22 protein-coding genes are annotated in these 24,784 nt (G+C 63.0%); 8 read left to right on the top strand and 14 right to left on the bottom strand.

Features of this window, described 5'->3' with window-relative positions; genetic code table 11:
- Positions 1-35: 35 nt before the first annotated feature.
- Both ACJ8PE_RS22780 and ACJ8PE_RS22775 read right to left on the bottom strand, forming a co-directional pair.
- Positions 36-1,379: an esterase-like activity of phytase family protein gene (locus ACJ8PE_RS22780; RefSeq protein ID WP_042783417.1), complete on the bottom strand. Its 1,344-nt coding sequence runs from the start codon at positions 1,377-1,379 to the stop codon at positions 36-38.
- A 75-nt stretch (positions 1,380-1,454) separates the two neighbouring features.
- Positions 1,455-2,654 (bottom strand): cyanate transporter, encoded by a 1,200-nt coding sequence (locus ACJ8PE_RS22775; RefSeq protein ID WP_197796203.1) that lies wholly within the window; start codon positions 2,652-2,654, stop codon positions 1,455-1,457.
- Positions 2,655-2,780: 126 nt separating this feature from the next.
- Here ACJ8PE_RS22775 and ACJ8PE_RS22770 point away from each other — a divergent pair, with 126 nt between their 5' ends.
- The 4 genes from ACJ8PE_RS22770 to ACJ8PE_RS22755 all read left to right on the top strand — a co-directional run bounded on the left by ACJ8PE_RS22770 (position 2,781) and on the right by ACJ8PE_RS22755 (position 6,732).
- Positions 2,781-3,635 carry a LysR family transcriptional regulator gene (locus ACJ8PE_RS22770; protein WP_197760392.1) on the top strand — a complete coding sequence of 285 codons (855 nt, stop codon included), beginning with the start codon at positions 2,781-2,783 and terminating at the stop codon, positions 3,633-3,635.
- Positions 3,636-3,765: 130 nt separating this feature from the next.
- Positions 3,766-5,154 carry an amidohydrolase family protein gene (locus ACJ8PE_RS22765; protein WP_197796766.1) on the top strand — a complete coding sequence of 463 codons (1,389 nt, stop codon included), beginning with the start codon at positions 3,766-3,768 and terminating at the stop codon, positions 5,152-5,154.
- A gap of 100 nt (positions 5,155-5,254) precedes the next feature.
- Positions 5,255-5,806, top strand: a complete 552-nt coding sequence (locus tag ACJ8PE_RS22760) for an isochorismatase family protein (RefSeq protein WP_197666728.1) — start codon at positions 5,255-5,257, stop codon at positions 5,804-5,806.
- Positions 5,807-5,808: 2 nt separating this feature from the next.
- Entirely contained in the window at positions 5,809-6,732 is a 924-nt protein-coding gene (locus ACJ8PE_RS22755) for a GlxA family transcriptional regulator (protein WP_101452792.1), read from the top strand.
- On the opposite strand, the gene ACJ8PE_RS22750 is transcribed toward ACJ8PE_RS22755, so the two are convergent.
- Positions 6,727-7,719 carry an acyltransferase gene (locus tag ACJ8PE_RS22750; protein ID WP_033652295.1) on the bottom strand — a complete coding sequence of 331 codons (993 nt, stop codon included), beginning with the start codon at positions 7,717-7,719 and terminating at the stop codon, positions 6,727-6,729. The two genes, ACJ8PE_RS22755 and ACJ8PE_RS22750, sit on opposite strands and share 6 nt — an antisense overlap.
- A 217-nt stretch (positions 7,720-7,936) precedes the next feature.
- On the opposite strand from ACJ8PE_RS22750, the gene ACJ8PE_RS22745 reads away from it, so the two are divergent.
- Positions 7,937-9,184, top strand: a complete 1,248-nt coding sequence (locus ACJ8PE_RS22745; protein WP_033633516.1) for an MFS transporter — start codon at positions 7,937-7,939, stop codon at positions 9,182-9,184.
- A 180-nt stretch (positions 9,185-9,364) separates the two neighbouring features.
- On the opposite strand, the gene ACJ8PE_RS22740 is transcribed toward ACJ8PE_RS22745, so the two are convergent.
- From ACJ8PE_RS22740 to fdnG, 10 genes are all read right to left on the bottom strand, one after another.
- The gene (locus ACJ8PE_RS22740; RefSeq protein ID WP_033636570.1) at positions 9,365-9,640 is read right to left on the bottom strand and encodes a type II toxin-antitoxin system RelE/ParE family toxin; all 276 of its coding nucleotides are present in this window, start codon (positions 9,638-9,640) and stop codon (positions 9,365-9,367) included.
- Complete coding sequence (locus ACJ8PE_RS22735) at positions 9,640-9,900, bottom strand: CopG family ribbon-helix-helix protein (protein WP_033639076.1); 261 nt, start codon at positions 9,898-9,900, stop codon at positions 9,640-9,642. Before ACJ8PE_RS22735 ends, ACJ8PE_RS22740 begins: the two co-directional genes overlap by 1 nt.
- Positions 9,901-9,982: 82 nt before the next feature.
- The gene (selB, locus tag ACJ8PE_RS22730; protein WP_197796770.1) at positions 9,983-11,824 is read right to left on the bottom strand and encodes a selenocysteine-specific translation elongation factor; all 1,842 of its coding nucleotides are present in this window, start codon (positions 11,822-11,824) and stop codon (positions 9,983-9,985) included.
- Complete coding sequence (gene selA / locus ACJ8PE_RS22725) at positions 11,821-13,215, bottom strand: L-seryl-tRNA(Sec) selenium transferase (RefSeq protein WP_197760396.1); 1,395 nt, start codon at positions 13,213-13,215, stop codon at positions 11,821-11,823. The genes selB and selA overlap by 4 nt, the downstream gene beginning before the upstream one ends.
- A gap of 69 nt (positions 13,216-13,284) precedes the next feature.
- Positions 13,285-13,890, bottom strand: a complete 606-nt coding sequence (locus tag ACJ8PE_RS22720) for a glutathione S-transferase (RefSeq protein WP_033645111.1) — start codon at positions 13,888-13,890, stop codon at positions 13,285-13,287.
- 40 nt (positions 13,891-13,930) lie between these two features.
- Complete coding sequence (locus tag ACJ8PE_RS22715) at positions 13,931-14,581, bottom strand: DcrB-related protein (RefSeq protein WP_033645112.1); 651 nt, start codon at positions 14,579-14,581, stop codon at positions 13,931-13,933.
- Positions 14,582-14,695: 114 nt separating this feature from the next.
- A complete protein-coding gene (gene fdhE / locus ACJ8PE_RS22710; RefSeq protein ID WP_033645113.1) occupies positions 14,696-15,625 on the bottom strand; it encodes a formate dehydrogenase accessory protein FdhE in 930 nt (309 codons plus the stop codon).
- Entirely contained in the window at positions 15,625-16,260 is a 636-nt protein-coding gene (gene fdoI / locus ACJ8PE_RS22705; RefSeq protein WP_197792990.1) for a formate dehydrogenase cytochrome b556 subunit, read from the bottom strand. The genes fdhE and fdoI overlap by 1 nt, the downstream gene beginning before the upstream one ends.
- Complete coding sequence (fdxH, locus tag ACJ8PE_RS22700) at positions 16,257-17,159, bottom strand: formate dehydrogenase subunit beta (protein WP_004934014.1); 903 nt, start codon at positions 17,157-17,159, stop codon at positions 16,257-16,259. The genes fdoI and fdxH overlap by 4 nt, the downstream gene beginning before the upstream one ends.
- A gap of 12 nt (positions 17,160-17,171) precedes the next feature.
- Positions 17,172-20,219 (bottom strand): formate dehydrogenase-N subunit alpha, encoded by a 3,048-nt coding sequence (gene fdnG, locus ACJ8PE_RS22695; protein WP_197792991.1) that lies wholly within the window; start codon positions 20,217-20,219, stop codon positions 17,172-17,174.
- Between the two features lie 427 nt (positions 20,220-20,646).
- Between fdnG and sodA the strand changes: the two genes are divergently transcribed.
- Complete coding sequence (sodA, locus tag ACJ8PE_RS22690; protein WP_004934003.1) at positions 20,647-21,267, top strand: superoxide dismutase [Mn]; 621 nt, start codon at positions 20,647-20,649, stop codon at positions 21,265-21,267.
- A 125-nt stretch (positions 21,268-21,392) separates the two neighbouring features.
- Positions 21,393-23,321 (top strand): methyl-accepting chemotaxis protein, encoded by a 1,929-nt coding sequence (locus tag ACJ8PE_RS22685; protein WP_047025983.1) that lies wholly within the window; start codon positions 21,393-21,395, stop codon positions 23,319-23,321.
- Positions 23,322-23,353: 32 nt separating this feature from the next.
- Here the strand turns inward: ACJ8PE_RS22685 and ACJ8PE_RS22680 are convergent, their stop codons facing one another.
- Positions 23,354-23,968 carry a histidine phosphatase family protein gene (locus ACJ8PE_RS22680; protein ID WP_031299772.1) on the bottom strand — a complete coding sequence of 205 codons (615 nt, stop codon included), beginning with the start codon at positions 23,966-23,968 and terminating at the stop codon, positions 23,354-23,356.
- Between the two features lie 131 nt (positions 23,969-24,099).
- Between ACJ8PE_RS22680 and yiiM the strand changes: the two genes are divergently transcribed.
- Complete coding sequence (gene yiiM / locus ACJ8PE_RS22675; RefSeq protein WP_033645117.1) at positions 24,100-24,771, top strand: 6-hydroxyaminopurine reductase; 672 nt, start codon at positions 24,100-24,102, stop codon at positions 24,769-24,771.
- The last annotated feature ends 13 nt before the right edge of the window (positions 24,772-24,784 follow it).

Below are 24,784 nucleotides of genomic sequence, written 5' to 3'. Positions count from 1 at the left end.
ATGGCGGCCGCCGGTGATTCGGCGGCCGGGGAGCGCTACTTCAGGAAATCCTTCACGTCCAGCAGGATGAACTCGTTGTCATCCGCCATATTGGGCTGGCGGCTGGAGGAGAACGGGAAGTTGTTGTCGTTGCCGACGATGATGTGGTTGGCGTCCACCACGTCCACGTTTTCGATGGTGAAGAACGGGAAGGTCAGCACGCCGTCGTTCAGCGGCTTGCGCGCCAGCTTGTTCGGATCCTGAATGTTCATCAGGTCGATATAGCCCAGTTTTTCGACCGGTTTGCCGACGTTGGCGTCCGAGAAAGCGATTTTATACACTCGCTTGAACTTGGCCACCTGGCTGAAGCAGTTGTCGGTTGGCGCGCCGGCGGCGCAGGCTTTATCCGGCGTGCCTTCGCCGTTGTCGCGCTCGATCACCAGCCCGTGGGTGGCGTCGATCATGTTGAAGTCGCCGATGGCATTCTGGTTGTCTTCCAGTACGTACTGCCAGCTGCGGCCGGTCCATGCCTGCTGTTTGACGTCGAACTCCAGCACCCGCAGGTAGCGTTTGCCGCCGACGTTCTCGAACTGTTCGCCATCCCACAGCGCCCCTTCCAGCAGCGGGTACAGCTTGCTGCCGTCCGGCGAGGCGGCCATGCCTTCAAAGCCTTTGGAACGCGCCACCTGAAAGTTCTGCTTGCCGTCCGGCGCGCCCGGCAGGGTTAGCGTCGGGTTGTCCGGCGATTTCACCACCTTGCCGTCCACTTTGGTGTCGAACACCGCCAGCACCTTGCCGTTCAGGTCGGCCTTGATCAGGTAAGGCCCGAACTCTTCACCGATCCATAAGGCATCGTCGGCAAACTGGAAGCTTTCCGGATCGAAATCGCTGCCGGTCAGATAGCGCTGCTCGGTGCTCTCGTTGATGATGTGGAACGGCACCTTTTTATCCGGATCGTGCAGGAACACCGTCTTCAGCGGCGCGACCGTGCCGTCTTTGAAATCGATCTTGTAGTGGTTGAGATACAGCATGGCGTCCGGGGAGTTGGCCTTGCTGCCGAAACCATTGTCGGTCAGCACCCAGTAAGTGCCGTCGGGCATGTGTTTGATGCCGGAGTGGCCCTGCAGCGGCTGGCCGTTGATCGGCAGGCCGATCCCGGTCAGGCGATCGGCGGATTTACCCGCCACACTGCCCAACTCGGTGACGCGTTTGCCGCTGGTGTATTTGCCGCTCTGCTGCAGATCGCTCGGCGCGTCCTTCGGTGTGGAAACGGCGGATTTCACCGGCAGCAGCGCATGTCCCGCCAACGTCGCCGGCACCGGCTGCGCGTCGGCCCACAGGTTGGCGCTCAGCGCCATGCAGCCGACCAGCAGCGCCAGCCGGGTTTTGGTGTTGTGCATGTCATTGTCCCTTTTCGTTGTTATCGCCCAGAAGTAAAAGCAACGTCACTATAGGGAGCGGCAATGACAGAAATATTATTCGGCGAACGCCCGCCGGTAGCTGTGCGGATGGAAGCGCCAGGTGATGGCGATCAACACCACCACCAGCAGCGCGTGGATCTGCCAGTCCAGCACGAAGCCACCGCTGTAGTCGCGCAGCAGGCCAGAGAGGTAAGGCGTGAAGCCCGCCAGCAGGAAACCGACGCCCTGCATGAAGGCCACCAGTCGCCCGGCCGCCGCCGGCTGGTGCAAGTGATCGAGCGCCAGCACCAGACACAGCGGGAACGCGCCGCCCAGCCCCAGCCCGGAAAGCAACACCCACAGCCACGGCAGCGTCTGCGGCAGATAAATCAGGCCGATAAAGCCGATCAGTTGCATCATCAGCGCCAGCAACAACAGCGGCCGCCGGTCATGATTGCGCGCCAGCGCCGGCAACAGCAGCGCGCCCATCACCTGGCCGAAGGTCATCAGCGCCAGCAGCGAACCGCTGGCCTGCGGCTGCCAGCCGAGCTGCATGTAATACGGCGGCAACCAGGCGATCAGGCTGGTATAACCGCCGTTGATCAGGCCAAAGTAGGCGCCGAGCAGCCAGGCGCGCCGGCTGCGCAGCAGGCTTGGCCCGCAGTTTTCGCCCGCCGCGCCCAGGCGAGACAGCCCGCGGCTGACCGGCCACCAGGCCAGCAGCGCCACCAGGGCCGGCAACGCCCACCAGGCCAGTGCGCTGTGCCAGTCGTGCCCTACGCTCATCAGCCACGGCGTGATCGCCGCCCCCAACCCGCCACCGCCCATCAGCGCCGCCGACCACAACCCCGCCACCAGCGCCATGCTTTTGAGGAAGTGATGCTTGATGATGCTGGGCATCACCGCCTGGATCACCCCAATGCCGAGCCCGCCCAGCACCGCGCTCATCAGCAGTTGCACGCTGCCGGGGGCCAGTTCGCGCCAAAGCGCGCCCAGCCCGATCGCCAGCAGGCTCAACGCCACGGCGCTGCGTTCGCTGAACAGTCGGTTGATGGCGCCGCCCGCCAGCGCCATCAGGCCCATCATCAGCACCGGCAGCGTGGTCAACAGCGCCGCGCCGCCAAAACTCAGCCCGGTAGCCTGGCGCAACGTCGGCAGCAACGGGCCAATCGAGGTCAACAGCGGCCGCATGTTCAGGCCGATCAACACCAGCGCCAGCAGCAGAGGATTGAGCCAACGGCGCGGAGAAGGTGAATTAACAGAATGATTTAACAAGGTATATTCCTGGTACTGCGAAATGAAGAGTGCGGCGTCACAGCGCGATCGCCGCAGCGTTGCGTTACTGTAGGCAACGCCGCTAGTATTGGGAAATTAAATAATAAAATAGCCAACAGTGGGAAAATGAATCGCTACCCGATGTTCAATCCGCAGCTGCTGCTCAGCTTCGTCGCCGTGTGCGACAGCAACAGCTTCACCCGCGCCGCAGAGCGGGTGTTTTTGTCGCAGTCCACCGTCAGCCAGCAGGTGCGCCGGCTGGAAGAGATGCTGGGCAAGCCGCTGTTTGAGCGTTCCTCGCATCAGGTGCTGCTGACCGAAGAAGGCGTCAAGCTGTTGAGCTACGCGCGCCGCATTATCGCGCTGAATGAAGAAGCCCACGATGCGCTGACCGGCATCTGGCGCGACGGCGTGCTGCGGATCGGCATGCCGGAGGATTTCGCCGTGCCCACCACCGGGCTGCTGGCCGACTTCAGCCGCGAGCACCCGCACCTGCGGCTGGACGTCGCCAGCGGCCTGAGCGCCGATCTGCACAACGCCTACGCGCGTGAAGAGCTGGATCTGATCCTGGTGAAGCAGCGCCGCCGGCAACCGCCGCGCGCCGCGCGGCCGGAACCGCTGCTGTGGCTGGACAGCCTGGCCTTCCCGGCCATCGAGCAATCGCCGGTGCCGCTGGCGGTATTTCCACTGAACGGCCTGTACCGCGACGAGCTGTGCCAGGCGCTCGACAACCTCGGCAAACGCTGGCGCATCGGCTACAGCAGCGCCAGCCTGGCGGCGCTGACCGCCGCTTCGGCCGCCGGGCTGGGCGTCACCCTGCTGCCGGCCGGCTGCCGTTTGCCGACGCACCGGGTACTGGGCGCGGCCGAAGGATTGCCGCCGATAGACAGCTTCGAACTGGCGCTCTACTACCGCGACGGCGCCCCCGCCGCCACGCTGGCGCTGGCCCAGCGGCTGGCGGCGTTTTGCGGGTTGATATAAATGCCGGTGGACGCCAGTCATTACCAAATCGAATAGTCACTAGTGGCAAATGTCGCTGCCAACCGGCCGGTTCCTCTCCTAAATTGGGGGATGTTTTCACCCACCTCACCTCTGGATTAAGGAACCGAACGTGGAAAACCCTCAACAACCGGGCCGCAGAGCCTTCCTCAGCCAAACCGGCAAACTCACCACCGCTTGCGCAGTGATCGGCCTGACCGGCGGCATGGCGCAGGCCGCTTCGCCTGGCGGCGAGCCGTGTGCGCCAACGCCGATGACCCTGACCGATCGCCACTACTGCCTGAGCGAGGTGCGGCTGGAAGACGGCTTTGAATACGACGGCGAAACGGTGATCGGCACCCGCACCGCGCTGTACACCCTGGAGATCAAAGACGGCAAGATCGCCACCATTCACGCCGCCAACGCCGCGTTGCCCGCCGGCGTTCCCCGCTATAAGGCGCAGGGCCGGCTGCTGCTGCCGGCGTTTCGCGATATGCACATCCACCTGGATAAAACCTTCTACAGCGGCCCGTGGCAGGCGCCGCGCCCGCGCCAGGGCAAGACCATCATGGACATGATCGCGCTGGAGCAGACGCTGATCCCGACACTGCTGCCCACCTCGCAGCAACGGGCGGAAAACCTGATCGCCTTGCTGCAGTCCAAAGGCAGCACCGTGGCGCGCAGCCACTGCAATATCGATCCGGTCAGCGGCCTGAAAAGCCTGGAGCACCTGCAGCGCGCGCTGGAAAACCACCGGGCGAACTTCAGCTGTGAAATCGTCGCTTTCCCGCAGCACGGGCTGCTGCACTCCAGGGTCGACGCGCTGATGCGCGAAGCGATGCAGATGGGCGTGCAGTACATCGGCGGGCTGGATCCGACCAACGTCGACGGCGCGATGGAGAAATCGCTCGACGCCATGTTCCAGATCGCCCTCGATACTGGCAAAGGCGTGGATATCCACCTGCATGAAACCAGCCCGGCCGGGGTCGCTGCCATCAACTACATGATCGCCACCGTGGAGAAAAACCCGGCGCTGCGCGGCAAGGTCACCATCAGCCACGCTTTCGCCCTGACCACGTTGACGCCGGGCGAACTGGCGGAAACCGCCACCCGGCTGGCGGCGCAGCAGATCACCATCGCCTCCACGGTGCCGATCGGCGGCCTGATGATGCCGCTGCCACAGCTCAGTGAGAAAGGGGTGTTCGTGATGACCGGCACCGACAGCGTGATCGACCACTGGTCGCCGTTCGGCACCGGCGACATCCTGGAGAAGGCCAATCTGTATGCCCAGCTGTACCGCGGTTCCGACGAGTATCACCTGTCGCGCGCCATGGCCATCTCCACCGGCGGCGTGCTGCCGCTGGACGATAAGGGGCAGCGCGCCTGGCCGAAAGCCGGCGATGCCGCCGAGTTCGTGCTGGTCAACGCCAGCTGTTCCGCCGAGGCGGTCGCCCGTCTGCCGGCGCGCAGCGCCACCTTCCATCAGGGGCGCCTGGTCGCCGGCCAGGTGAACAAAGCCTAAGGTCGGTCCGTTGTTGTCATCATGATGGCCGTTTTTGGCCTTCTGCCAGAGTAAGGCGCGGCGCAAGATGGTCGCTACACACACTGGCGGAGGGCCGAAAATGTCACAGAGCGCGTTATTGATCATCGATGTCCAACAATCATTCCAGCACCGTCCATTCTGGCAGGAGGACGATCTGCCGGCGTTTCAACAGGCGCTGACCCGCCTGATTGCGGGCTGCCGACAGCGCGGCGCGGCGCTGGTCGACGTGCTGCACGTTTCGCCGCAAGGGCCGTTCTCACTGGCTTCGGGCCATGTGCAGCGCCTGCCGTTCCTCACCCACCAGGCGGATATCACCGTACACAAGCATGTGCACAATGCGCTGACCGAATCCGGCCTCGACGCCTGGCTGCGCGAGCGGGACATCAACCACCTGATCGTCTCCGGCATCCGCACCGAGCAGTGCTGCGAAACCACCACCCGGGTGGCGTCCGATCTCGGTTATCGGGTGACTTTCGTCACTGAGGCGACGTTAACCTTCCCGATGCGCCATCCCGGCGGCGAAGTCTTTACCCCCGCGCAGTTGAAGCGGCATACTGAAACCGTACTGGTCGATCGTTTCGCCCGCATCGCCAGCGTGGATGAGGCGCTGGCGCAACTCGCACAGGAGTAATCATGTCGCAGGCCGTCTATTTTCTGCTGTTGCCCAACGTGCTGTCGCTGGACGTCAGCGGCCCGGCGGAAACCCTGCGCCTCGCCGGGCAGTTCAGCCTGCGTTACCTCAGCCCGGCGCCGCAGATCGTCTGCTCCATCGGCATGACGCTGAGCGGCCTGCAGCCGTTGCCCGAGCGCCTGGAAGACGGCGCCATCCTGGTGCTGCCGGGCGTCGGCGATTCGCAGCGCTATTTCGCCGGAGAGGAGGCCGAGCAGGCGCGCCGCTGGCTGGCGACGCTGCGGCCCGATCTGCAACGGCAGCGCATCACCCTGGTGTGCATCTGTTCCGGCGCGCTGCTGGCGGCGCAGGCCGGGCTGCTCGACGGCTATCAGTGCACCACCCACCACGACGTCATCGAACGTATCCGCCTGCAGGCGCCGGCGGCGCAGGTGAAAGAGAACCGCATCTTCGTCGAAGACCGCGGCGTCTACACCAGCGCGGGCATCACCACCGGCATCGATTTGGCGCTGCACTTGGTCCACCGCCACTGCGGCTCCGGCCGGGCGCGCGACGTCGCACGCGACATGGTGGTTTATTTCCGCCGCGCCGGCGACGATCCGCAGCTGTCGCCCTGGCTGCGTTACCGCAACCACCTGCACCCGGCGGTGCACCGCGCGCAGGACGTGATGGCCGCCGAGCCGGAGGCCGACTGGTCGGTGCCGCAGATAGCGGAGAAGGCGCACGTCAGCAGCCGCCATCTGGCGCGGCTGTTTCGCAACCACGTCGGCATCAGCGTGCGGGAGTATCATGAGCAGCTGCGGCTGGCGGTGGCGCAACAGCGCCTGCAACAAGGGTATGGCTTGGAGAAGGCCGCGCTGGCAGCTGGGTTTTCTTCCGGGCGGCAGCTGCGCCGCGCCCAGCAGCGCCAGCGCTCGCCGCTATGACACCAGCCGGCGGGTATCCAGCCGCTGCAGGCCGACAGACAGCAGCAGGCTGCCCCCCAGCGCCACGCCGAACACCCAGAAGATATCCAGCAGCGGGTGGCCGGTGAAATCAAGGTGCCGATTGCGCATCACGTTGACGATAAGGGCGTGAAAACCGTAAATCGCCAGCGAATGACGGGAAAATACGCTCAGCCAGCCGATCGGCTGCGGCAGACAGTGTTTCACCCACACCAGCAGCGCCACCGCCGCCATAAACACCAGCGGGCCGCTGTAGATGTAGTAGGTATCGGCGAAGTTGCCGTTGATGAACAGCTGATGTTTGGTGCCGCGCGCGATCAGCGCCACGCACAGCGCAAATCCCAACGCCGCCAACCAGCCCACGGCGCGCCCGCGCGCCTCCATCATGCCAATCGCCCGTCCGGCCAACGCATACAGCAGGTAGTAGAAGGTATCGCCGTAGATATACAGGTTAACCGGCAGCAGATGCGCGTTGCCGAAGGTCAGCTTGTCGGTATTCGGGTTGGCGATCGCCGCCAACACCACCAGCGCGGCGGCCAGGTAGCGGCGCGATACCGGTTTGACGCTAATCAGCGGCGACAGCAGGTAAATCACCGCGATGGCGTAGAAAAACCACAGATGATAGAACACCGGCTTTTGCAGGATGCCGCGCAGCGACGGCCAGAAACCGATCTTGGTGAAAGCCGCGATATAGATCAGCGCAATGGCGCTGTAGAACAGAATGCAGCAGAGGATGCGGGTGAAATGCCGCCGGCCGGCGCTCTTTTCGCCGAAGAACAGGTAGCCGGAAATCATGAAGAACAGCGGCACCGACACGCGCGACAGTGAGTTCAGCACGTTGGCGATGTCCCAGTTGTGCAACCCTATCGCCGCGCCGTTGGTGACGTAATAGGTGGTGGCGTGGATCATCACCACCATCATGCACGCCATCGCCCGCAGGTTGTCTATCCAGCCGATTTTCTCGCTCAAACGCTCGCCCGATCTTGTGTCATATTGATATGTTAAGAAGAGGTTATCGGGCACGGCGTTCGGCGACAACCCAAAAGCGAAATATCAGAATGCACTTAAACAACACCTTATGATTGCGAAGGTGAACAATTGGCGGCAAAATAGCCGCCATAACTCGCTCAGTTTGCGCTTCCCGCCCTGGCAGTTCCTTTTTCTCTTTTACTATCAGTACAATAATATGAAAACGACATTACCACCTGCGGCACGTTTGGGCCGGCAGGCGCTTTTATTCCCTCTTTGTCTGGTGCTGTTCGAGTTCGCCACCTATATCGGCAACGATATGATTCAGCCCGGCATGCTGGCCGTCGTGGCGGATTTCAACGCCGGCGAAGAGTGGGTGCCCACCTCGATGACCGCCTATCTGGCCGGCGGCATCTTCCTGCAGTGGCTGCTCGGGCCGCTGTCGGATCGCCGCGGCCGTCGCCCGGTGATGCTGGCCGGGGTGGCGTTCTTTATCGTCTCCTGCCTGGCGATCCTGCTGGTCACCACCATCGAGCAGTTCATCGCCATGCGTTTCCTGCAGGGCATCGGCCTGTGCTTTATCGGCGCGGTCGGCTACGCCACGATTCAGGAGTCGTTCGAAGAGGCGGTGTGCATCAAAATCACCGCCCTGATGGCTAACGTGGCGCTGATCGCCCCGCTGCTGGGGCCGCTGGCCGGTGCGGCGCTGATCCACGTCGCACCGTGGCAAAGCATGTTCGTGCTGTTTGCGGCGCTGGCGGCCATCGCCTTCTACGGCCTGTGGAAAGCCATGCCGGAGACCGCCACGCTGCAGGGCGAGGCGTTCTCCGCCGCCAACCTGTGGCGCGACTACCGCCAGGTGCTGGGCAACCGCCGCTTCCTGTGCGGCGCCCTGGCGATCGGTTTCGCCAGCCTGCCGCTGCTGGCCTGGATCGCCCAGTCGCCGGTGATCCTGATCAGCGGGGAGTCGTTGTCGACGCTGGATTACGGCCTGCTGCAAATCCCGGTGTTCGGCGCGCTGATCCTCGGCAACCTGACGCTGGCGCGCCTGACCGGCAAAAACAGCGTGGAGCGCCTGATCAAGCTGGGCGCGGGCCCGATGCTGTTAGGGCTGCTGATCGCCGCGCTGGCGACTCAGTTCTCCAGCCACGCCTACCTGTGGATGACCGCCGGCCTGAGCCTGTACGCCTTCGGCATCGGCCTCGCCAACGCCGGGCTGTACCGCCTGACGCTGTTCTCCAGCAACGTCAGCAAAGGCACCGTGTCCGCCACCATGGGCATGCTGAGCATGATGGTGTTCACCGTCGGCATCGAGCTGGCCAAGGTCGCCTACGTCTGGGGCGGCAGCGGGCTGTTCAACCTGTTCAACCTCATCAGCGGCCTGTGCTGGCTGACGTTGGTGGCGCTGTTCCTCGCCAAACGCCGCAACGGCGACCCCACGCCGCAGCCGAACGGCGCGGCATAAGCGCGACGATAAAACGCCGGTCCGGTTTCCCGACCGGCGTTTTTTATGCGACTTCAGCCGAGCAGCCCCCCCAGCGCATACCCCGCTCCCACCACCGCTACCGCCAACAACAGCAACGCCGACAGGACGGAGATCGCCCGTCGGGCACGGCGTCAGGTTTATCGGGTAGGGGAATTCGGCCTATCGCTCTTCGCGGGTATGCCAAATACGCAGAACATAAATCGTTGCCGGCTGCACCTGGTAACGTATCTCATAACGGCCGACCAGAATACGCCTCACTTCCTGCGGTAAAAACTCGTCCAGTCTTTCACCCAGGCGAGGATTATCGAGCAACGCTTTAGGCGCGGCGACCAAGGCCTTCACCGAATTCGCTGCCGCAGTGCGGTTAGCCAAGGCAAGAAACTCAAACAAACGCGCCAAATCCGATAGCGCCTTACTCGTCCATTTTAACTCCATCAGCGCGGTACCGGCAGCGGCTCGTCACTGTCCAGGCTGGCCGCCCAGGCTTCTACCGACTCATGATCGATAACGTTTTGCTGTTCGACATCGGCCAGCGCCGCCAGCGTTAACCGACGGCGCTCTTCCTCTTGCTCAAGCCAGGCGGCGAGGGCTTGCTTCACTATCCATCCCCGTGAGCGTTCAAGTTTGGCGGCCATTTCATCCACCTTTTCAGCCAAAGGCAGCGGGACATGAGCGGTGATGACTTTCGTATTCATCGTCTTGCTCCTCAGTACAATCAATATCAATCAAAGTGATTAAAGCTGATTATACCGCCATCAGAGAACAAAAAACACGCAATCAGTTGCCGAACAGCCCGCCGTCGCGCAGCAGATGCTCGTTGCCCTTGCGGCGGGTAAAGCCGCTGCGATCGAAGAACTCCAGCACCTGGATCGCCAGCTTGCGCCCGACGCCGAGCCGATCGCGGAAATCGGCGGCGTTGGCGCCCCCGCGCTCCGCATCCAGCTCGCGGATCAGCGCCGCGAACTGATCGATGCGTCGGCTGAGGTAGTAGCGATCCACCACCACCGCCGTCACATGGCCCAGCTGAGCCGCCTTGCGCAGCAGCGCGCGCACCCGGCTTTCCTCTTCGCCCAGCTCGCTCGCCAGATCGCGCACCCACCACGGCTCGTCGCCGAACAGCGGCTCGATGCGCGCCCACAGCGGCGCCTCGTCGGCGCTGAACGCCAGGCCGTGTTCCGGCAGATGCAGCCAGCCGCGCGTATTGCGCAGCGCGCCGGCCTTCAGCAGCCGATCGATCATCATAAACACCAGCGTTTCCGGCTGCTGAGGCAGGGCCATGCGCCGCAGGCGGGCGCGCCCTAAGCCCAGCTGATCGGCGTGCTGTTGGTGATACTCCGCCAGCACCTGCAGCAGGCGGCTTTCCGCCTGTTGCACCTGATCCTGCGCCAGCGCCCGGTCACCGACGATCAGCAGATCGCGGTTCGCCAGCAGTGCCGCCAGGCCGTCGTCGGTCAACTGACGCGCCCAGGCAAACGCCGCCAGCGACAGCGCGCCGTGCGGCAGCTCAAGCGCCAGCGCCTGCGCATCGTCTTGCGCCTGCGCCAGGGCCTGCAGCCAGGCCAGGTAGTCCGGCTGGCGCTTGCCGCGCTTGGGCGCATTCAGCCTGAGTACCCGGGCCGCGCCCAGCGTTTGCCGCGCGCCGATATCGCGCAGCACCAGCCGATCGTTCTCCGCCAGCCACAGCGGACGATCGAGGATCAGTTCCGCCAGCCCGTCGTTCAGCAGCGAAATGCGCCCGGTGATGTGGCTGGCGGCATGGTGCAGATGCAGCGGCTGCCAATGGCGGATCGGCCGATCCGTCTCAAGCGCCACCAGAATGCGTTCCGCCGCCTCCGGCGGGCGCTGCGCCAGCAGCCATTCGCCGCGCGCGATCCGGTCTTTATCGACATCGCCGCTGATGTTAAGCGCGATGCGTTGCCCGGCCTGCGCCTGTTCCACGGTCTGATTCTGGGCATGCAGGCCGCGCACCCGCACCGGCGCGTCGGCGCCGGTCAGCCACAGCGTATCCCCCACCTTCACCCGGCCGCCGAGCGCGGTGCCGGTCACCACCAGCCCCGCTCCTTTGACGCTGAACGCACGGTCTACCGCCAGACGAAAACGGCGCGTCAGCGCATGCTCGCCGGGCGACAGCGCCAGCAAATGCGCGCGCAGCGCCTCGATACCCTCGCCCACCGCCGCCGCGGTGACAAACAGCGGCGCATCGGGCCAGCCCTGGCGCGCCAGCTCGTCGCGCACCTGAACGCGCACCTCATCGACACGCGCCGCCTCCACCCGGTCGGCCTTGGTCAGCGCCACCGTCAGCGCCGGGCGCCCGCTTAGGCGCAGGATCGCCAGATGCTCTCGGGTCTGCGCCATCACACCATCGTCGCAGGCCACCACCAGCAGCGCATGGTCAATGCCGCCGACGCCCGCCAGCATATTGGCGAGGAATTTTTCGTGGCCGGGCACATCGATAAAGCCCAGCACCCGGCCGTCCGGCTGCGGCCAGTAGGCGTAGCCCAGATCGATGGTCATGCCGCGGCGCTTTTCTTCCGGCAGGCGATCCGCGTTGATCCCGGAGATCGCCTGCAGCAGAGTGGTTTTGCCATGATCGACATGGCCAGCGGTGGCGATGATCATGATGCGCTCAACGCGTCGATCAGCGCCCCTTCCTGTTCCAGACAGCGCAGATCCAGCCACAGCCGGCCGTCGCCGAGGCGGCCGATCACCGGCTGCGGCAGGCGGCGCCAGCGTTCAGCCAGCGCTTCCAGCGTGGCGCCGCGGCCGTCGCGCGGCGTGAAGGTCAGCGCATAGCTGGGCAGGCGATCCACCGGCAGCGAACCGCTGCCAATCTGCGACCAGCACGGTTCGGCGCGCAGCGCGAAATCGGCGGTGAACCGTGGCGTCAGCGCCGTCAGCAGCCGCTCGGCCGCCTGTTGCATCTCCTGCTGCGGGCGGGTCAGCAGCCGCAGCGTCGGCAGTTGCTCAGCCAGTTTTTCCGGCTGCAAATAAAGCCGCAGCGTGGCCTCCAGGGCCGCCAGCGTCAGCTTGCCGACGCGCAGCGCGCGCTTGAGCGGGTGCTGCTGCAGGCGCGCGATCAGCGCCTTTTTGCCGACGATGATGCCGGCTTGCGGGCCGCCCAGCAGCTTATCGCCGGAGAACGTCACCAGATCGACGCCGGCGGCCAGCAACCGCTGCGGCATCGGTTCGGCGGGCAGGCCGTACAGCGCCATATCGATCAGCGAGCCGCTGCCCAGATCGGTGGCGGTCGGCACGCCCTGTTCGGCCCCGAGCTGCGCCAGTTCGGCCTCATCGACCGCAGCGGTAAAGCCCTGAATGCTGTAGTTGCTGGTGTGCACTTTCATCAACAGGCCGGTCTGCTCGTTGATGGCCTGGCGGTAATCCTTCAGATGGGTGCGGTTGGTGGTGCCGACCTCAACCAATTGACAGCCGGCCTGGCGCATCACGTCGGGAATGCGGAACGCGCCGCCGATCTCCACCAGCTCGCCGCGCGACACCACCACCTCTTTGCCGGGGGCGATCGCCGCCAGCATCAGCAGCACCGCCGCCGCGTTGTTATTGACGATGCAGGCGTCTTCCGCGCCGGTCAGCCGGCACAGCAGACTCGCCACCGCCCGATCGCGATGGCCGCGCCCGGCGCCGTCCAGATCGTACTCCAGCGTCACCGCCTCCCCCATCACCGCGCTTACCGCGTCCTGCACCGGCTGCGCCAGCAGGGCGCGCCCGAGGTTGGTATGTAGCACGGTGCCGCTGAGGTTGAACACCGGCAGCAAAGCCGGGCGTTGCTGCCGGGCCAGCTCGGCCCGCAGCGCCTGCGGCCAGTCGCCGCACCAGGCCGGTAAACGTTGCTGCTGTTTTATCGCGTCGCGCGCCTCGGCCTGCAGCTGGCGCAGCAGTTCGCCGATCAGCGTCTGGCCATGCTGCGCCACCAGCGGTTCAATCGCGGGTTCACGCAGCAGGCTGTCGATGGCGGGCAGTTGGCTGTAAAGAAGGTGGGATTCAGTGCTCATGGTCGCTCGGTTTTCAGTTTAGACGTATCGGCATAGCAAAACCCCGCCGCGGCGGGGAGAAAAGAACGTTCAGGGCGGCGCCGTGCGGGCGAAACTTTCGCGGGCGAACAGGCGTTCGGCCAGCTTGACCAGCGCCGGACGTTGGACGCACCAGTTGGGCAGGATGCGGCGGAAATTCAGGTAGCCCAGCGCGCAGCCGGTGGCGATATCCGCCAGCGTCAGCCGCTCGGCATTGAGCCACGTTTTTTCCTGCGCCAACGCCTCCAGCGCATCCAGACCGTGCGTCAGTTTGTCACGCTGGCGCAGCATCCAGTTTTCGTCCTGCTTTTCCGGCGCGCGCCGGCTTTCGCGGTACAGCGTCGCCGCCGCTTCGGTCACGCCGTCCGCCAGCGCCGCCACCTGGCGGACGCGCAGCGCCACGGCACGATCGGCCGGCAAAAACGCCGGCTCCACCGTCAGCAGTTCGAGGTATTCGGCCACGATCGGCGAGTCGTAAAACACCTCGCCGTCATCGGCGATCAGCACCGGCACTTTGCCAAGCGGGTTCTGCTCCTTCACCCGGCTGCCGGGCTCATACGGCGGATCGTTGACGAATTCAAACGCGATCCCCTTCTCCAGCAGCATCACGGAAATCTTGCGCACAAAGGGGCTGGTGTAACTGCCGATAAGCTTCATCCGGTCTCCTCCGCTTCGTCCTGGCCGCGGCGCAATGCCCTTACTTCACCGCCAGAGTATCGATAATCCGCTGCACCAGCGCCTGATGCACTTCCGGCGTTTTGGCCGGCGACAGCATTTGCAGCGTTACCACCCGTTTGTTGAACACCGTCAACACCAGGGTGGACACCACCTTTTGGCCGTTGACGGTCTGCTCGGTATCCACCCGGCGAAACTTCTGTTTGCCGACGGTGAAGTTCTCTTCTTTGGTGGTCTGGATATTCTGATAGCGCTCGGCCAGCACCGTGATGGCGCTCTGCGTCAGCTCTTTCAGCATTTTGTCGCTGGTATTGATCTTCATGCCGTCCGGCGGGATCACTTCGGACGAAACCGCGCTCTGGCGCGACTTGCCGTCGAGGAAGCGCTGGATGGTGGAGGTGCTGTCATTGACGATGCCGCTGTTCAGCGTTTGATCGCTAAAGCCCGGCGGCAACTCGAAGGTGATCTTGCCCTTCTGCAGCGACACGTTCAGCCCCGGCGGCGCGGGTGGGGCCTCTACCGGCGCAGGCGGCGGCGGTGGCGCGGGCTGCGTCACGGTCGGCTTGGTGTCCGGTGGCGGCACCGCCGGTTTGGTGTCGTCCTTGTTGTCGCAGGCCGCCAGTCCGATCGCCAGCACGGCGACCGCGGTCAGTTTTGCCAGGGTGTTTAACATCGTGGTTCCTTTCGCTTGGCGCGTCATGGCCTAAACGTAGCAACTCGCCCGGGCGAATGCCAGAAGCCCGTTCTGAAATTGCTTGTCCGGCCCCGCGCGAACGGGGCCGGGCGGTTACTCCGCCGGGAACAGGAACGGATTGATGCTGCTGCGGCCGAAGCCTTCCTCTTCCATGCGGGCGTCCAGCACCAGCGAAGCCAGATCGTCGGCCACCGCTTCGACCTGCGGGTCTTTTTCCTGATAGAGGATCTTCAGGTAAGTGCCGCAGTCGCCGCAGCTTTCCGCCTTCACCGCCGCCTGTTCGCTGTCCAGCGACCAGTAGTTGAGATCGCGGGTCTGCTCGCAGTTGCTGCACTTCACCCGCACCACGTGCCATTCGCTTTCGCACAGGTTGCAGTGCAGGTAGCGCAGGCCGTTAACGGTACCGATATGCACCATGCTGGAAACCGGGATGCTGCCGCACACCGGGCAGAACTGGCGCTGCTCGCCGTATTCGGCGCGCGCCTTGCCGGGGATCAGGCTGGCCATCTGCGCCCAATAGAGCGACAGTGCGGCCCAGAGGAACGGCGCCTTCTCGCTGCCCACCTTGCCGAACTCGCGGTTGAGCAAGGCGTCGGCCATCAGCTCCAGCTCGTGCGCCGAGGCCTTCTCCAGGTTGTCCAGCACCACCAGAATGTGTTCCGGCGCCTGCGGACGCAGCTCGGCGATCAGCGATGTCAACAGCTTGCGCCAGTGCTCGCTGCGCGGGAACACGCTCAGATCGAGCGGCGGTTTGCCGCTGGCGGCGCCCTGCACCAACGCTTCACTCAGATCGAGCTGCAGCGGGTTATCGTGCAACGCATGCTGCTGCGCCTGCGCCAGCTCGGCGGCAAAGTTCAGGTAGTCACCCAGCGGGTTGTCGACCGCCAGCTGACGCAGACGATCGGCGCGGCGGCTGTACAGGCTTTTCAGGTTGGCGAAAAGTAACGGCGGGATGTTCTCCGCCGTTGTGGACTTCTCACGCTGTGCCCCTAACTGCTCTTTAGGAACGATGCGGATACTCATCAGGGTTTATCTTCCTGTCGTTTCTCGCGGACCTCACGGTACCAGCGCGGATGATGTTTCTTGGCCCAGGCCGCCGGCACCCAGCCTTCCACCATCGCGGTAATGGTGCCTTTTACCCACAATGCGGCGTAAATGTGCACCATAATCACGATGATAAGGCCGACCGCGGCCAGCGAATGCACCAGCAGCGCGATGCGGATCAGCGGGATGGAGAACGACGGCGCAAAATACGGCCGCCAGATCACCACGCCGCTGGCCAGCAGCAGCACCAGGCTGATAATCGCCGCCCAGAACACGCACTTCTGACCGAAATTATAGCGCCCGGTGTCACCCACTTCCTCGTTCATGGCGATTTTGTGGATGTTCTTGGCCCAGACGATATCTTCCCGGTTGATCAGGTTATGCTTCCAGTAGCGCAGGAACATCAGCAGGAACGCGACGAACATGATGACCCCGACAAACGGGTGCAGAATGCGCGCCAGCTGCGGCGTCCCGAAGATGTTCATCAGCCAGTTGAAGGAGGGGAAGAAGAACCCCAGCCCGCTGATGGCGGCGAACACGAAGCAGAACGCCACTATCCAGTGGTTGATACGCTCCGGCGCGCTGTAACGCTGAATGGGCTTTTCCTTTCTCATTTGCGCGTCTCCTCGTCATGCGACTCGTCGTGCTCGTCCTCATCCTCGACGCGGTTAGGCCCGACGCCGACATAGTGGAACACGCTGGCCGCGAAGGTGGCGGCAAAGCCGATGGCCGCCAGGGGTTTCCACACGCCCTTCCAGAAGGTCACCGCCGGGCTGATGCTCGGGTTGTCCGGCAAACCGTGGTACAGCTGCGGTTTGTCGGCGTGGTGCAACACGTACATCACGTGCGTGCCGCCCACCCCTGCCGGATCGTACAGACCGGCGTTCTGGTAGCCGCGGGTGTTCAGCTCGCTGACGCGATCCGCCGCCACCTGCTTCATCGCTTCCTTGGTGCCGAAGTGAATGGCGCCGGTCGGGCAGGTTTTCACGCAGGCCGGTTCTTGGCCGACGTCCACGCGGTCGACGCACAGGGTGCACTTGTACACCCGGTTGTCGTCCTTGTTCATGCGCGGCACGTCGAACGGGCAGCCGGCGATGCAGTAGCCGCAGCCGATGCAGTGCTCGGACTGGAAGTCGACGATGCCGTTGGCGTACTGAATGATCGCGCCTTCCGACGGGCAGGCCTTCAGGCAGCCCGGATCGGCGCAGTGCATGCAGCCATCCTTGCGGATCAGCCATTCCAGCTTGCCGTTTTCCTCCACCTCGGAGAAGCGCATCACCGTCCACGACTTGGCGGTCAGATCGGCGGGGTTATCGTACACCCCGACGTTGTGCCCCACTTCGTCGCGGATGTCGTTCCATTCGGAACAGGCCACCTGACAGGCCTTGCAGCCGATACAGGTGGTGACATCGATCAGTTTGGCCACTTCTTCCTGGTGGTCACGGGCGCGCGGCGCCGGCGTGAAGCCATTGGTGGCGGATTTACGAATGATGTCTTGAGATTGCATGGCCATAATTCGTCTCCGTTACACCTTTTCCACGTTGACCAGGAACGCCTTGAACTCCGGCGTTTGCGTATTGGCGTCGCCGACGAACGGCGTCAGCGTGTTGGCGATAAAGCCTTTCTTCGCCACCCCTTCGTAACCCCAGTGAATCGGGATGCCGATGGTGTCGACTTCCTGGCCGTGCACCTGCAGCGTACGAATTCGCTTGGTCACCACCGCCTTGGCCTTGATGTAGCCGCGGTTGGAACTGACCTTCACGGTATCGCCCTGCTTGATGCCCTTCTTCTCCGCCAGCTTTTCGCCGATCTCCACGAACTGTTCCGGCTGGGCGATGGCGTTCAGCCGCGCGTGCTTGGTCCAGTAGTGGAAGTGCTCGGTCAGACGATAGGTGGTGCCGACGTAAGGGAACTTGTCGGATTTGCCCATCGCCGCCAGATCGTCCTTGAACACGCGCGCCGCCGGGTTGGACACCACGTTCGGGTGCAGCGGGTTGGTGCCGAGCGGCGTTTCGAACGGCTCGTAGTGTTCAGGGAACGGCCCTTCCGCCATTTTGTCGGTGGCGAACAGGCGGCCCATGCCTTCCGGCTGCATGATGAACGGCCCGACATCGCTGCCCGGCGCGGCGGTGCTGTAGTCCGGGATATCGGCCCCGACCCACTTGGCGCCGTCCCACTCCAGCAGCTGGCGTTTCGGATCCCACGGTTTACCCTGCGGATCCGCCGAGGCGCGGTTGTACAGAATGCGGCGGTTGAGCGGCCATGCCCAGGCCCAGCCCAGCGTGTTGCCGAGGCCGGACGGATCGGCGTTATCGCGCCGCGCCATCTGGTTGCCGGCCGGCGTCCAGCTGCCGGCGAAGATCCAGCAACCGCTGGCGGTGGTGCCGTCGTCTCGCAGCTGCGCGAACGAGCTGAGCAGCTCGCCTTTTTTCACCACCACTTTGCCGTCGGCATCCAGCAGATCCGCCAGCGCCTTACCGTTGTTCTCCTGCGCCACCTCTTCCGGCGCCGGATTGTCCGGCGTCAGGTAGTCCCAGCGCATGTTCAGCACCTGTTCCGGCACCGCGCCGCCGTCGCGCGCATACATCTCGCGCAGGCGGCTGAAGATGCCCGCCAGGATCTCGCCGTCGTTCAGCGCTTCACCCGGGGCGTCCGCGCCTTTCCAGTGCCATTGCAGCCAGCGGCCGGAGTTGACGATCGAGCCGTTCTCTTCGGCGAAGCAGGTGGACGGCAGGCGGAACACTTCGGTCTGGATCTGCGAGGAATCCACCTCGTTGAACTCGCCGTGGTTCTGCCAGAAGTTGGAGGTCTCGGTGTTCAACGGATCGATGGTCACCAGGAACTTCAGCTTGGACAGCGAAGCCACTACCTTGTTTTTGTTCGGGAACGACGCCACCGGGTTAAAGCCCTGGCAGAAGTAGCCGTTGACCTTGCCCTGCGCCATCATCTCGAAGTACTGCAGCACGTCGTAGCCCTTGTCCCACTTCGGCAACCAGTCAAAGCCCCAGCTGTTGTCCTTCTGCGCCTTGTCGCCGTAGAAGGTCTTCATCATGCTGACGAAGAATTTCGGGTAGTTGCCCCAGTAGTTCACCTGGCCCGGCAGCAGCGCCTTCGGCGTGTTGGCCTTCAGGTAGGTCTCGAGATCGGTCTGTTTCTCCGACGGCAGCGTCAGGTAGCCCGGCAGGCTCTGCGACAGCAGGCCGAGATCGGTCAGCCCCTGGATGTTGGAGTGGCCGCGCAGCGCGTTGACGCCGCCGCCCGCCATGCCCATGTTGCCGAGCAGCAGCTGGATCATCGCCATGGTGCGGATGTTCTGCGCGCCGACCGAGTGCTGAGTCCAGCCCAGGGCGTACAGGAACGAAGCGGTCTTATCCGCGACGCAGGTTTCGGCGATGTATTCGCACACCTTGAGGAAATCGTCCTTCGGCGTGCCGCAGATGTTGGTCACCACGTCAGGCGTGTAGCGGCTCACGTGCTGCTTCAGCAGGTTCCACACGCAGCGTGGATCCTGCAACGTGACGTCGCGCTTGGCGAAGCCGTTCTCGTCGAACTGGTAGTTCCAGGTGGTTTTGTCGTACTTGCGGTTTTCCGCGTCGTAGCCGCTGAACAAGCCGTCTTCGAAGGCAAAGTCTTCCCGCACCAGCAGGCTGGCGTTGGTGTAGGCCTCGACGTACTCGCGGTTAAACTTGTTGTTGGTCATCAGATACAGCAACACGCCCGACAGGAAAGCGATGTCGGTCCCGGAGCGGATCGGCGTGTAGAAGTCCGCCACCGATGCGGTTCGGGTAAAGCGCGGATCGATCACGATCAGCTTGGCATTGTTGTGTATTTTGGCTTCCATCGCCCAGCGGAACCCCACCGGATGCGCTTCCGCCGCATTACCGCCCATGACGATAATCAAATTCGCGTTCTTGATATCAACCCAGTGGTTGGTCATCGCACCGCGACCAAATGTTGGAGCAAGACTTGCTACCGTTGGTCCGTGTCAGACACGCGCCTGGTTGTCTACGGCAAGCATGCCGAGAGCGCGACTAAATTTTTGCGACAGAAAACCGGTTTCGTTGCTGGCGGCCGAGGCGCACAGCATGCCGGTGGTCAGCCAACGGTTGACGGTAACGCCCTGGTCGTTGGTTTGGATGAAGTTGGCGTCACGGTCTTCTTTCACCAGCTTGGCGATGCGGGTAAAGGCGTCGTCCCAGCTGATGCGCTGCCATTTGTCCGACCCCGGCGCCCGGTATTCCGGGTACTTGAGGCGGCTTTCGCTGTGGATAAAGTCAACCAGGCCGGCGCCTTTCGGGCAAAGCGCGCCGCGGTTTACCGGGTGATCCGGATCCCCTTCGATATGGAAAATGCTTTCTTTGGCGTTTTTGGCGCCATCACCAAGGCTGTACATCAACAGCCCACAGCCGACGGAACAATACGTACAGGTATTACGGGTCTCGCGGGCGCGCAGCAGTTTGTACTGCCGGGTTTCCGCCAACGCCACTTCGGGGGCAAAGCCCAGCGCGGCCACCGTCGTTCCTGCCATACCGCCAGCGCAGATCTTAAAGAACTGCCTTCTGCTGACCTGCATGGGGGTCTCCTTTACTCTCGATTGTCACATTGTTCAAATGGCGCTCCTCGCCAAAACGGCGGAGCGCTAATGTCACTGTTGTTATGCTGATACGCGACGCGGCGATATTACCACAGCGTGCTTGTGGTTGTTACACACTCGTGCTCATTCAGTGAACGCATTGGCACATTTCGATACATTTCGGCGTCGCAGCAGGCTCGGCGCTCTCTACAGTATAGAGAGTAACCAACGCATCGGCGCCAAGGCATGAAGAGGCGCTCAAGGCCTCTTTTCTATCAGTATGTTAACGCAGCGACTTGTTCATTAACCACACAGTCAGCAGGGCATTGATAATCATTTTCAATATCATTTAATTAACTATAATGATCCGACTGCTTACGCGGTGCTCGCCCTTTGCGCCGCCCATACACCACTGGAGATGATGATTATGAGTTATTCACTGCCATCCCTGCCGTACGCTTACGACGCACTGGAACCGCATTTCGACAAGCAGACGATGGAAATCCATCACACCAAACACCATCAGACCTACGTCAACAACGCCAACACCGTGCTGGAAGCCTACCCTGAGCTGGCCAAATACAGCGTTGAAGAGCTGATCCAGGATCTGGATAAAGTGCCTGCCGACAAACGCACTTTCATGCGCAACAACGCCGGCGGCCACGCCAACCACAGCTTCTTCTGGAAAAACCTGAAAACCGGCACCACGCTGGGCGGCGATCTGAAAGCGGCCATCGAGCGCGATTTCGGCAGCGTTGAGAAATTCCAGGAAGAGTTCGAGAAAGCCGCAGCCACCCGCTTCGGTTCCGGTTGGGCCTGGCTGGTGCTGAAAGACGGCAAACTGGCCGTGGTGTCTACCGCTAACCAGGACAGCCCGCTGATGGGCGAAGCCGTCGCCGGCGCTTCCGGTTTCCCAATCATCGGTCTGGACGTGTGGGAACACGCTTACTACCTGAAATATCAGAACAAACGCCCTGACTACATCAAGGCGTTCTGGAACGTGGTCAACTGGGACGAAGCGGCCGCACGCTTCGCCGCGAAGAAGTAATTCGCCCCCGTTGATGAAGATGCCCGCCACCGGCGGGTATTTTTTTGCCTGAAATCCGCTAAAGTTTGACCACTTCTTGCCGATGGTTTGTTCAATTGACGTTCGCCCGGAGAAGGAAAAACGCTATGGCGGCATTGCAAGCATTGGCAGGAAAGTTCACCCATCTCACCGTAGGTAAAAAGCTCGGCCTCGGCTTCGCGCTGTTGCTGCTGTTGGCGGTCGTCATCGCCGGCACCGGGGCGCAATACCTGCACATCATCGAATCCCGCGCCGATCGCATCGACTTCAGCAACCGGCTGAACGAGGAGATCAACCAGGCCAAATACAACCGCGCCATGTACGGCCAGACCTACCAGCCGGAGTATCTGCAGAACAACCGCGCCAATATCGATAACGCCGTCAAACTGATAGACCAGGGCCAGGCGTTGGACTGGGACGCCCAAAGCCGCAAGGATCTGCAGCGTCTGGTGACGCTGATTGGGGAATATCAGCAACAGCAAAAAATCTTTGAGCAGGCGGTCTCGGCGAAAGACGCGGTGCGCCAGAGCTGGAACATGTCGGAAGTGCAGGCCAGCCTGAGCCAGGTGGAGCGCCAGCTCACCAACGGCGATCTGCAGTTGGCCTTCATCCAGCTGAACCAGAAGCTGACCCAGGTGCGCTACGGCGCGCGCGGTCTGCTGCTGAGCCTGAACAAGGAAACCGAAGCGCCGCTGATGGCGGCCATCGACGACGCGCGCGACGCGGCCAACGCCTTGAGCCGCCGGGTCAGCGACGCGCAGCGCCCGCAGCTGCAACCGCTGCTGGCCGCCCTGGACGATTACAAAAACCGCATCGCTGCCTACCTGCCGGCCTATGAGCACGAGCAGCAGATCAGCCGACAGCTCGGTGAACGCGCGCATGAGATCGGCACGCTGGTGAACGCCTTTATGCAGGACGAACTGGCGCAGACGCGCAGCAACATCAACCTGGCGCAGCTGCAGATGGGCATCACTACCCTGATCGCGATTATCGCCGGAGTGCTTATCGCCTGGCGCATCACGCTGCAGATCACCCGTCCGCTGCAAAGCACGCTGGCGATGGCGGAACGCATCGCCGGCGGCGATCTGCGCCAGGCGCAGACCAGCACCCGCCGCGATGAGTTGGGGCAGTTGCTGAACGCGGTGGCGGCGATGAGCCAAAATCTGCGCACCATGATTGAGAAGATCCAGATGGGGGTCAGCCAGGTCTCCACCGCTTCCGCGGAAATCGCCGCTGGCAACACCGATCTCTCTTCCCGCACCGAGCAGCAGGCGGCGGCGGTCGAGGAAACCGCCGCCAGCATGGAACAGCTGACCGCCACAGTGAAACAGAACGCCGACAACGCCCATCACGCCAATCAGCTGGCCACCGACGCCTCGCAGACCGCGCAGCAGGGCGGCAAGCTGGTGGAGAACGTGGTCAGCACCATGCGCGATATTTCCAGCAGTTCGCAGCGTATCGCCGAAATTACCACCCTGATCAACGGTATTGCCTTCCAGACCAACATCCTGGCGCTCAACGCCGCGGTGGAAGCGGCGCGCGCCGGCGAACAGGGACGCGGCTTCTCGGTGGTCGCCAGCGAAGTGCGCAGCCTGGCGAGCCGCAGCGCCCAGGCGGCGAAGGAGATCGAAGGGCTGATCGCCGAATCGGTCAGCCGGGTGAAAACCGGCACCGAACTGGTGGAAAGCACCGGCAATACCATGGAGCAGATCGTCCGCTCGGTTACCCACGTGCGCGACATCATGGCCGAGATCGCCGCCGCCTCCGATGAACAGACGCGCGGCATCGCCCAGATTGGCCAGGCGATCGTCGAAATGGACCATACCACTCAGCAAAACGCCGCGCTGGTGGAAGAGTCCGCCGCCGCCGCCGATTCGCTGGAAGAGCAGGCCGACATGCTGTTGCAGAGCGTTTCGGTGTTCCGTTTGGCGGAGCAGACCGAACCCGCCGCAGTGAAAGCCGCTGCGCCGAAAGCGCCGGCCGTAAAACCCGCGGCCGCCAACGCCGCAGCGGAAGAGAACTGGACCACCTTCTGACGCCCTCAGGCGAGGAATATCCGTTCCTCGCCCTATCTTTGTGGCAACAGGTGGGTCGCGACTCCCCAATTCAACAAGTTAAAACCAGAGGCGGTCGCATCAAGCATTGCGTAGCCGCAATTGCGATGACCGTATCTGCGGAGGTCCTCCTGCGGGTCGGCCCCTTTAAGCCACCAAATCAGTGCCTGCAGAGCATGGCCGTGCGTAACAACACCAAGCGTTTGATTTTGTCCATCGACAGCCAGATCGGACAGACAAGCCATCAGGCGCCAGGCAACCTCATAAGCATTCTCCCCTCCCGGAGCCGACGCCTCTGCCTTACCGGCAAAGAGGCACTGCGTCGCTTCTGGATAATCGCGCATGGCCTGCGCATAAGATAATCCTTCCAGTCGGCCAAAATCTTGCTCCTGCAAACGCTCATCCATTTGCACAGTGCAGCCACATCTCTCAGCCAACGTCTCCGCTGTCGTAAAAGCCCGACCAGCCGGTGAACTGATCAACAAAGTGACCGATAACATTTGCAAGCGAGCGCCAAGCCCAGCGATTTGACGTCGCCCCTCTTCTGTCAGCGGACTGTCACTTCGCCCCTGAATAATCCCCGAGCGGTTCCATTCTGACTCCGCATGCCTCAATACAATGAAACGCATGGTTTTTTCTCGACGATAAAAGCCTAAATATAGACAGGAAAAACACATCCTTCCGTACAGGTAAATGCCGGGTAGTGTACGAGAACAACTCAGGCTATGCTGAGCCCTCAACGCGAGACACGGAGGCGCACATGCATCACCCAGACGTTTACATCGGCAGCATCCAACCCTATGAAGGCGGGCGCCCCAGCGCCATCGCCAAACGCCAGGTGGATGGCGCCATCCGGCTCACGCCGCTCGGCCTGGAAGGCGACGAACAGGCCGAAAAAAGCTACCACGGCGGGCCGGACCGCGCGCTGTGCCACTACCCGCGCGAGCATTATGCCCACTGGCGCGAGCAGTTTCCGGCGCAGGCCGAGCAATTTTGCGCCCCGGCCTTCGGCGAGAATATCTCCACCGAAGGGCTGACCGAACACAATGTGTTTATGGGCGACATCTTCCGCTGGGGCGAGGCGCTGATCCAGGTCACCCAGCCGCGCTCGCCGTGCTTCAAGCTCAATTATCACTTCGCCATCGAGGACATTTCGGTGCTGATGCAGCAAAGCGGCCGCTGCGGCTGGCTGTATCGGGTGGTGTCGCCGGGCGCGGTCAGCGGCGATCGTCCGCTGGCGCTGGCGGCGCGCAACAGCGATGTGTCGGTGGCCGAAGCCATCGCCATCGCCTGGCACATGCCGTTCGATGCGGAACAGTATCGCCGCCTGTTGGCGGTGGCCGGCCTCTCCGCCAGCTGGAGCAAGACCATGCTCACTCGGCTCGCCGAAGGGCGCCTTGAGGATTTCAACCGCCGCCTGCTCGGCCATTGAAAGCGCGGGCGGA

The sequence above is a fragment of the Serratia sp. CY74737 genome (assembly GCF_052166775.1).
Taxonomy (GTDB): Bacteria; Pseudomonadota; Gammaproteobacteria; order Enterobacterales; family Enterobacteriaceae; genus Serratia; species Serratia ureilytica.
This window is presented reverse-complemented; position numbering and strand designations above follow the sequence as displayed.

Bases quoted from the DNA above. Each gene is read 5' to 3' on its own strand.
- ACJ8PE_RS22780 (WP_042783417.1), bottom strand. From the start codon at position 1,379: ATGCACAACACCAAAACCCGGCTGGCGCTGCTGGTCGGCTGCATGGCG.
- ACJ8PE_RS22770 (WP_197760392.1), top strand. From the start codon at position 2,781: ATGAATCGCTACCCGATGTTCAATCCGCAGCTGCTGCTCAGCTTCGTC.
- ACJ8PE_RS22760 (WP_197666728.1), top strand. From the start codon at position 5,255: ATGTCACAGAGCGCGTTATTGATCATCGATGTCCAACAATCATTCCAG.
- ACJ8PE_RS22755 (WP_101452792.1), top strand. From the start codon at position 5,809: ATGTCGCAGGCCGTCTATTTTCTGCTGTTGCCCAACGTGCTGTCGCTG.
- ACJ8PE_RS22745 (WP_033633516.1), top strand. From the start codon at position 7,937: ATGAAAACGACATTACCACCTGCGGCACGTTTGGGCCGGCAGGCGCTT.
- ACJ8PE_RS22740 (WP_033636570.1), bottom strand. From the start codon at position 9,640: ATGGAGTTAAAATGGACGAGTAAGGCGCTATCGGATTTGGCGCGTTTG.
- ACJ8PE_RS22735 (WP_033639076.1), bottom strand. From the start codon at position 9,900: ATGAATACGAAAGTCATCACCGCTCATGTCCCGCTGCCTTTGGCTGAA.
- selB (WP_197796770.1), bottom strand. From the start codon at position 11,824: ATGATCATCGCCACCGCTGGCCATGTCGATCATGGCAAAACCACTCTG.
- selA (WP_197760396.1), bottom strand. From the start codon at position 13,215: ATGAGCACTGAATCCCACCTTCTTTACAGCCAACTGCCCGCCATCGAC.
- ACJ8PE_RS22720 (WP_033645111.1), bottom strand. From the start codon at position 13,890: ATGAAGCTTATCGGCAGTTACACCAGCCCCTTTGTGCGCAAGATTTCC.
- ACJ8PE_RS22715 (WP_033645112.1), bottom strand. From the start codon at position 14,581: ATGTTAAACACCCTGGCAAAACTGACCGCGGTCGCCGTGCTGGCGATC.
- fdhE (WP_033645113.1), bottom strand. From the start codon at position 15,625: ATGAGTATCCGCATCGTTCCTAAAGAGCAGTTAGGGGCACAGCGTGAG.
- fdoI (WP_197792990.1), bottom strand. From the start codon at position 16,260: ATGAGAAAGGAAAAGCCCATTCAGCGTTACAGCGCGCCGGAGCGTATC.
- fdxH (WP_004934014.1), bottom strand. From the start codon at position 17,159: ATGGCCATGCAATCTCAAGACATCATTCGTAAATCCGCCACCAATGGC.
- sodA (WP_004934003.1), top strand. From the start codon at position 20,647: ATGAGTTATTCACTGCCATCCCTGCCGTACGCTTACGACGCACTGGAA.
- ACJ8PE_RS22685 (WP_047025983.1), top strand. From the start codon at position 21,393: ATGGCGGCATTGCAAGCATTGGCAGGAAAGTTCACCCATCTCACCGTA.
- ACJ8PE_RS22680 (WP_031299772.1), bottom strand. From the start codon at position 23,968: ATGCGTTTCATTGTATTGAGGCATGCGGAGTCAGAATGGAACCGCTCG.
- yiiM (WP_033645117.1), top strand. From the start codon at position 24,100: ATGCATCACCCAGACGTTTACATCGGCAGCATCCAACCCTATGAAGGC.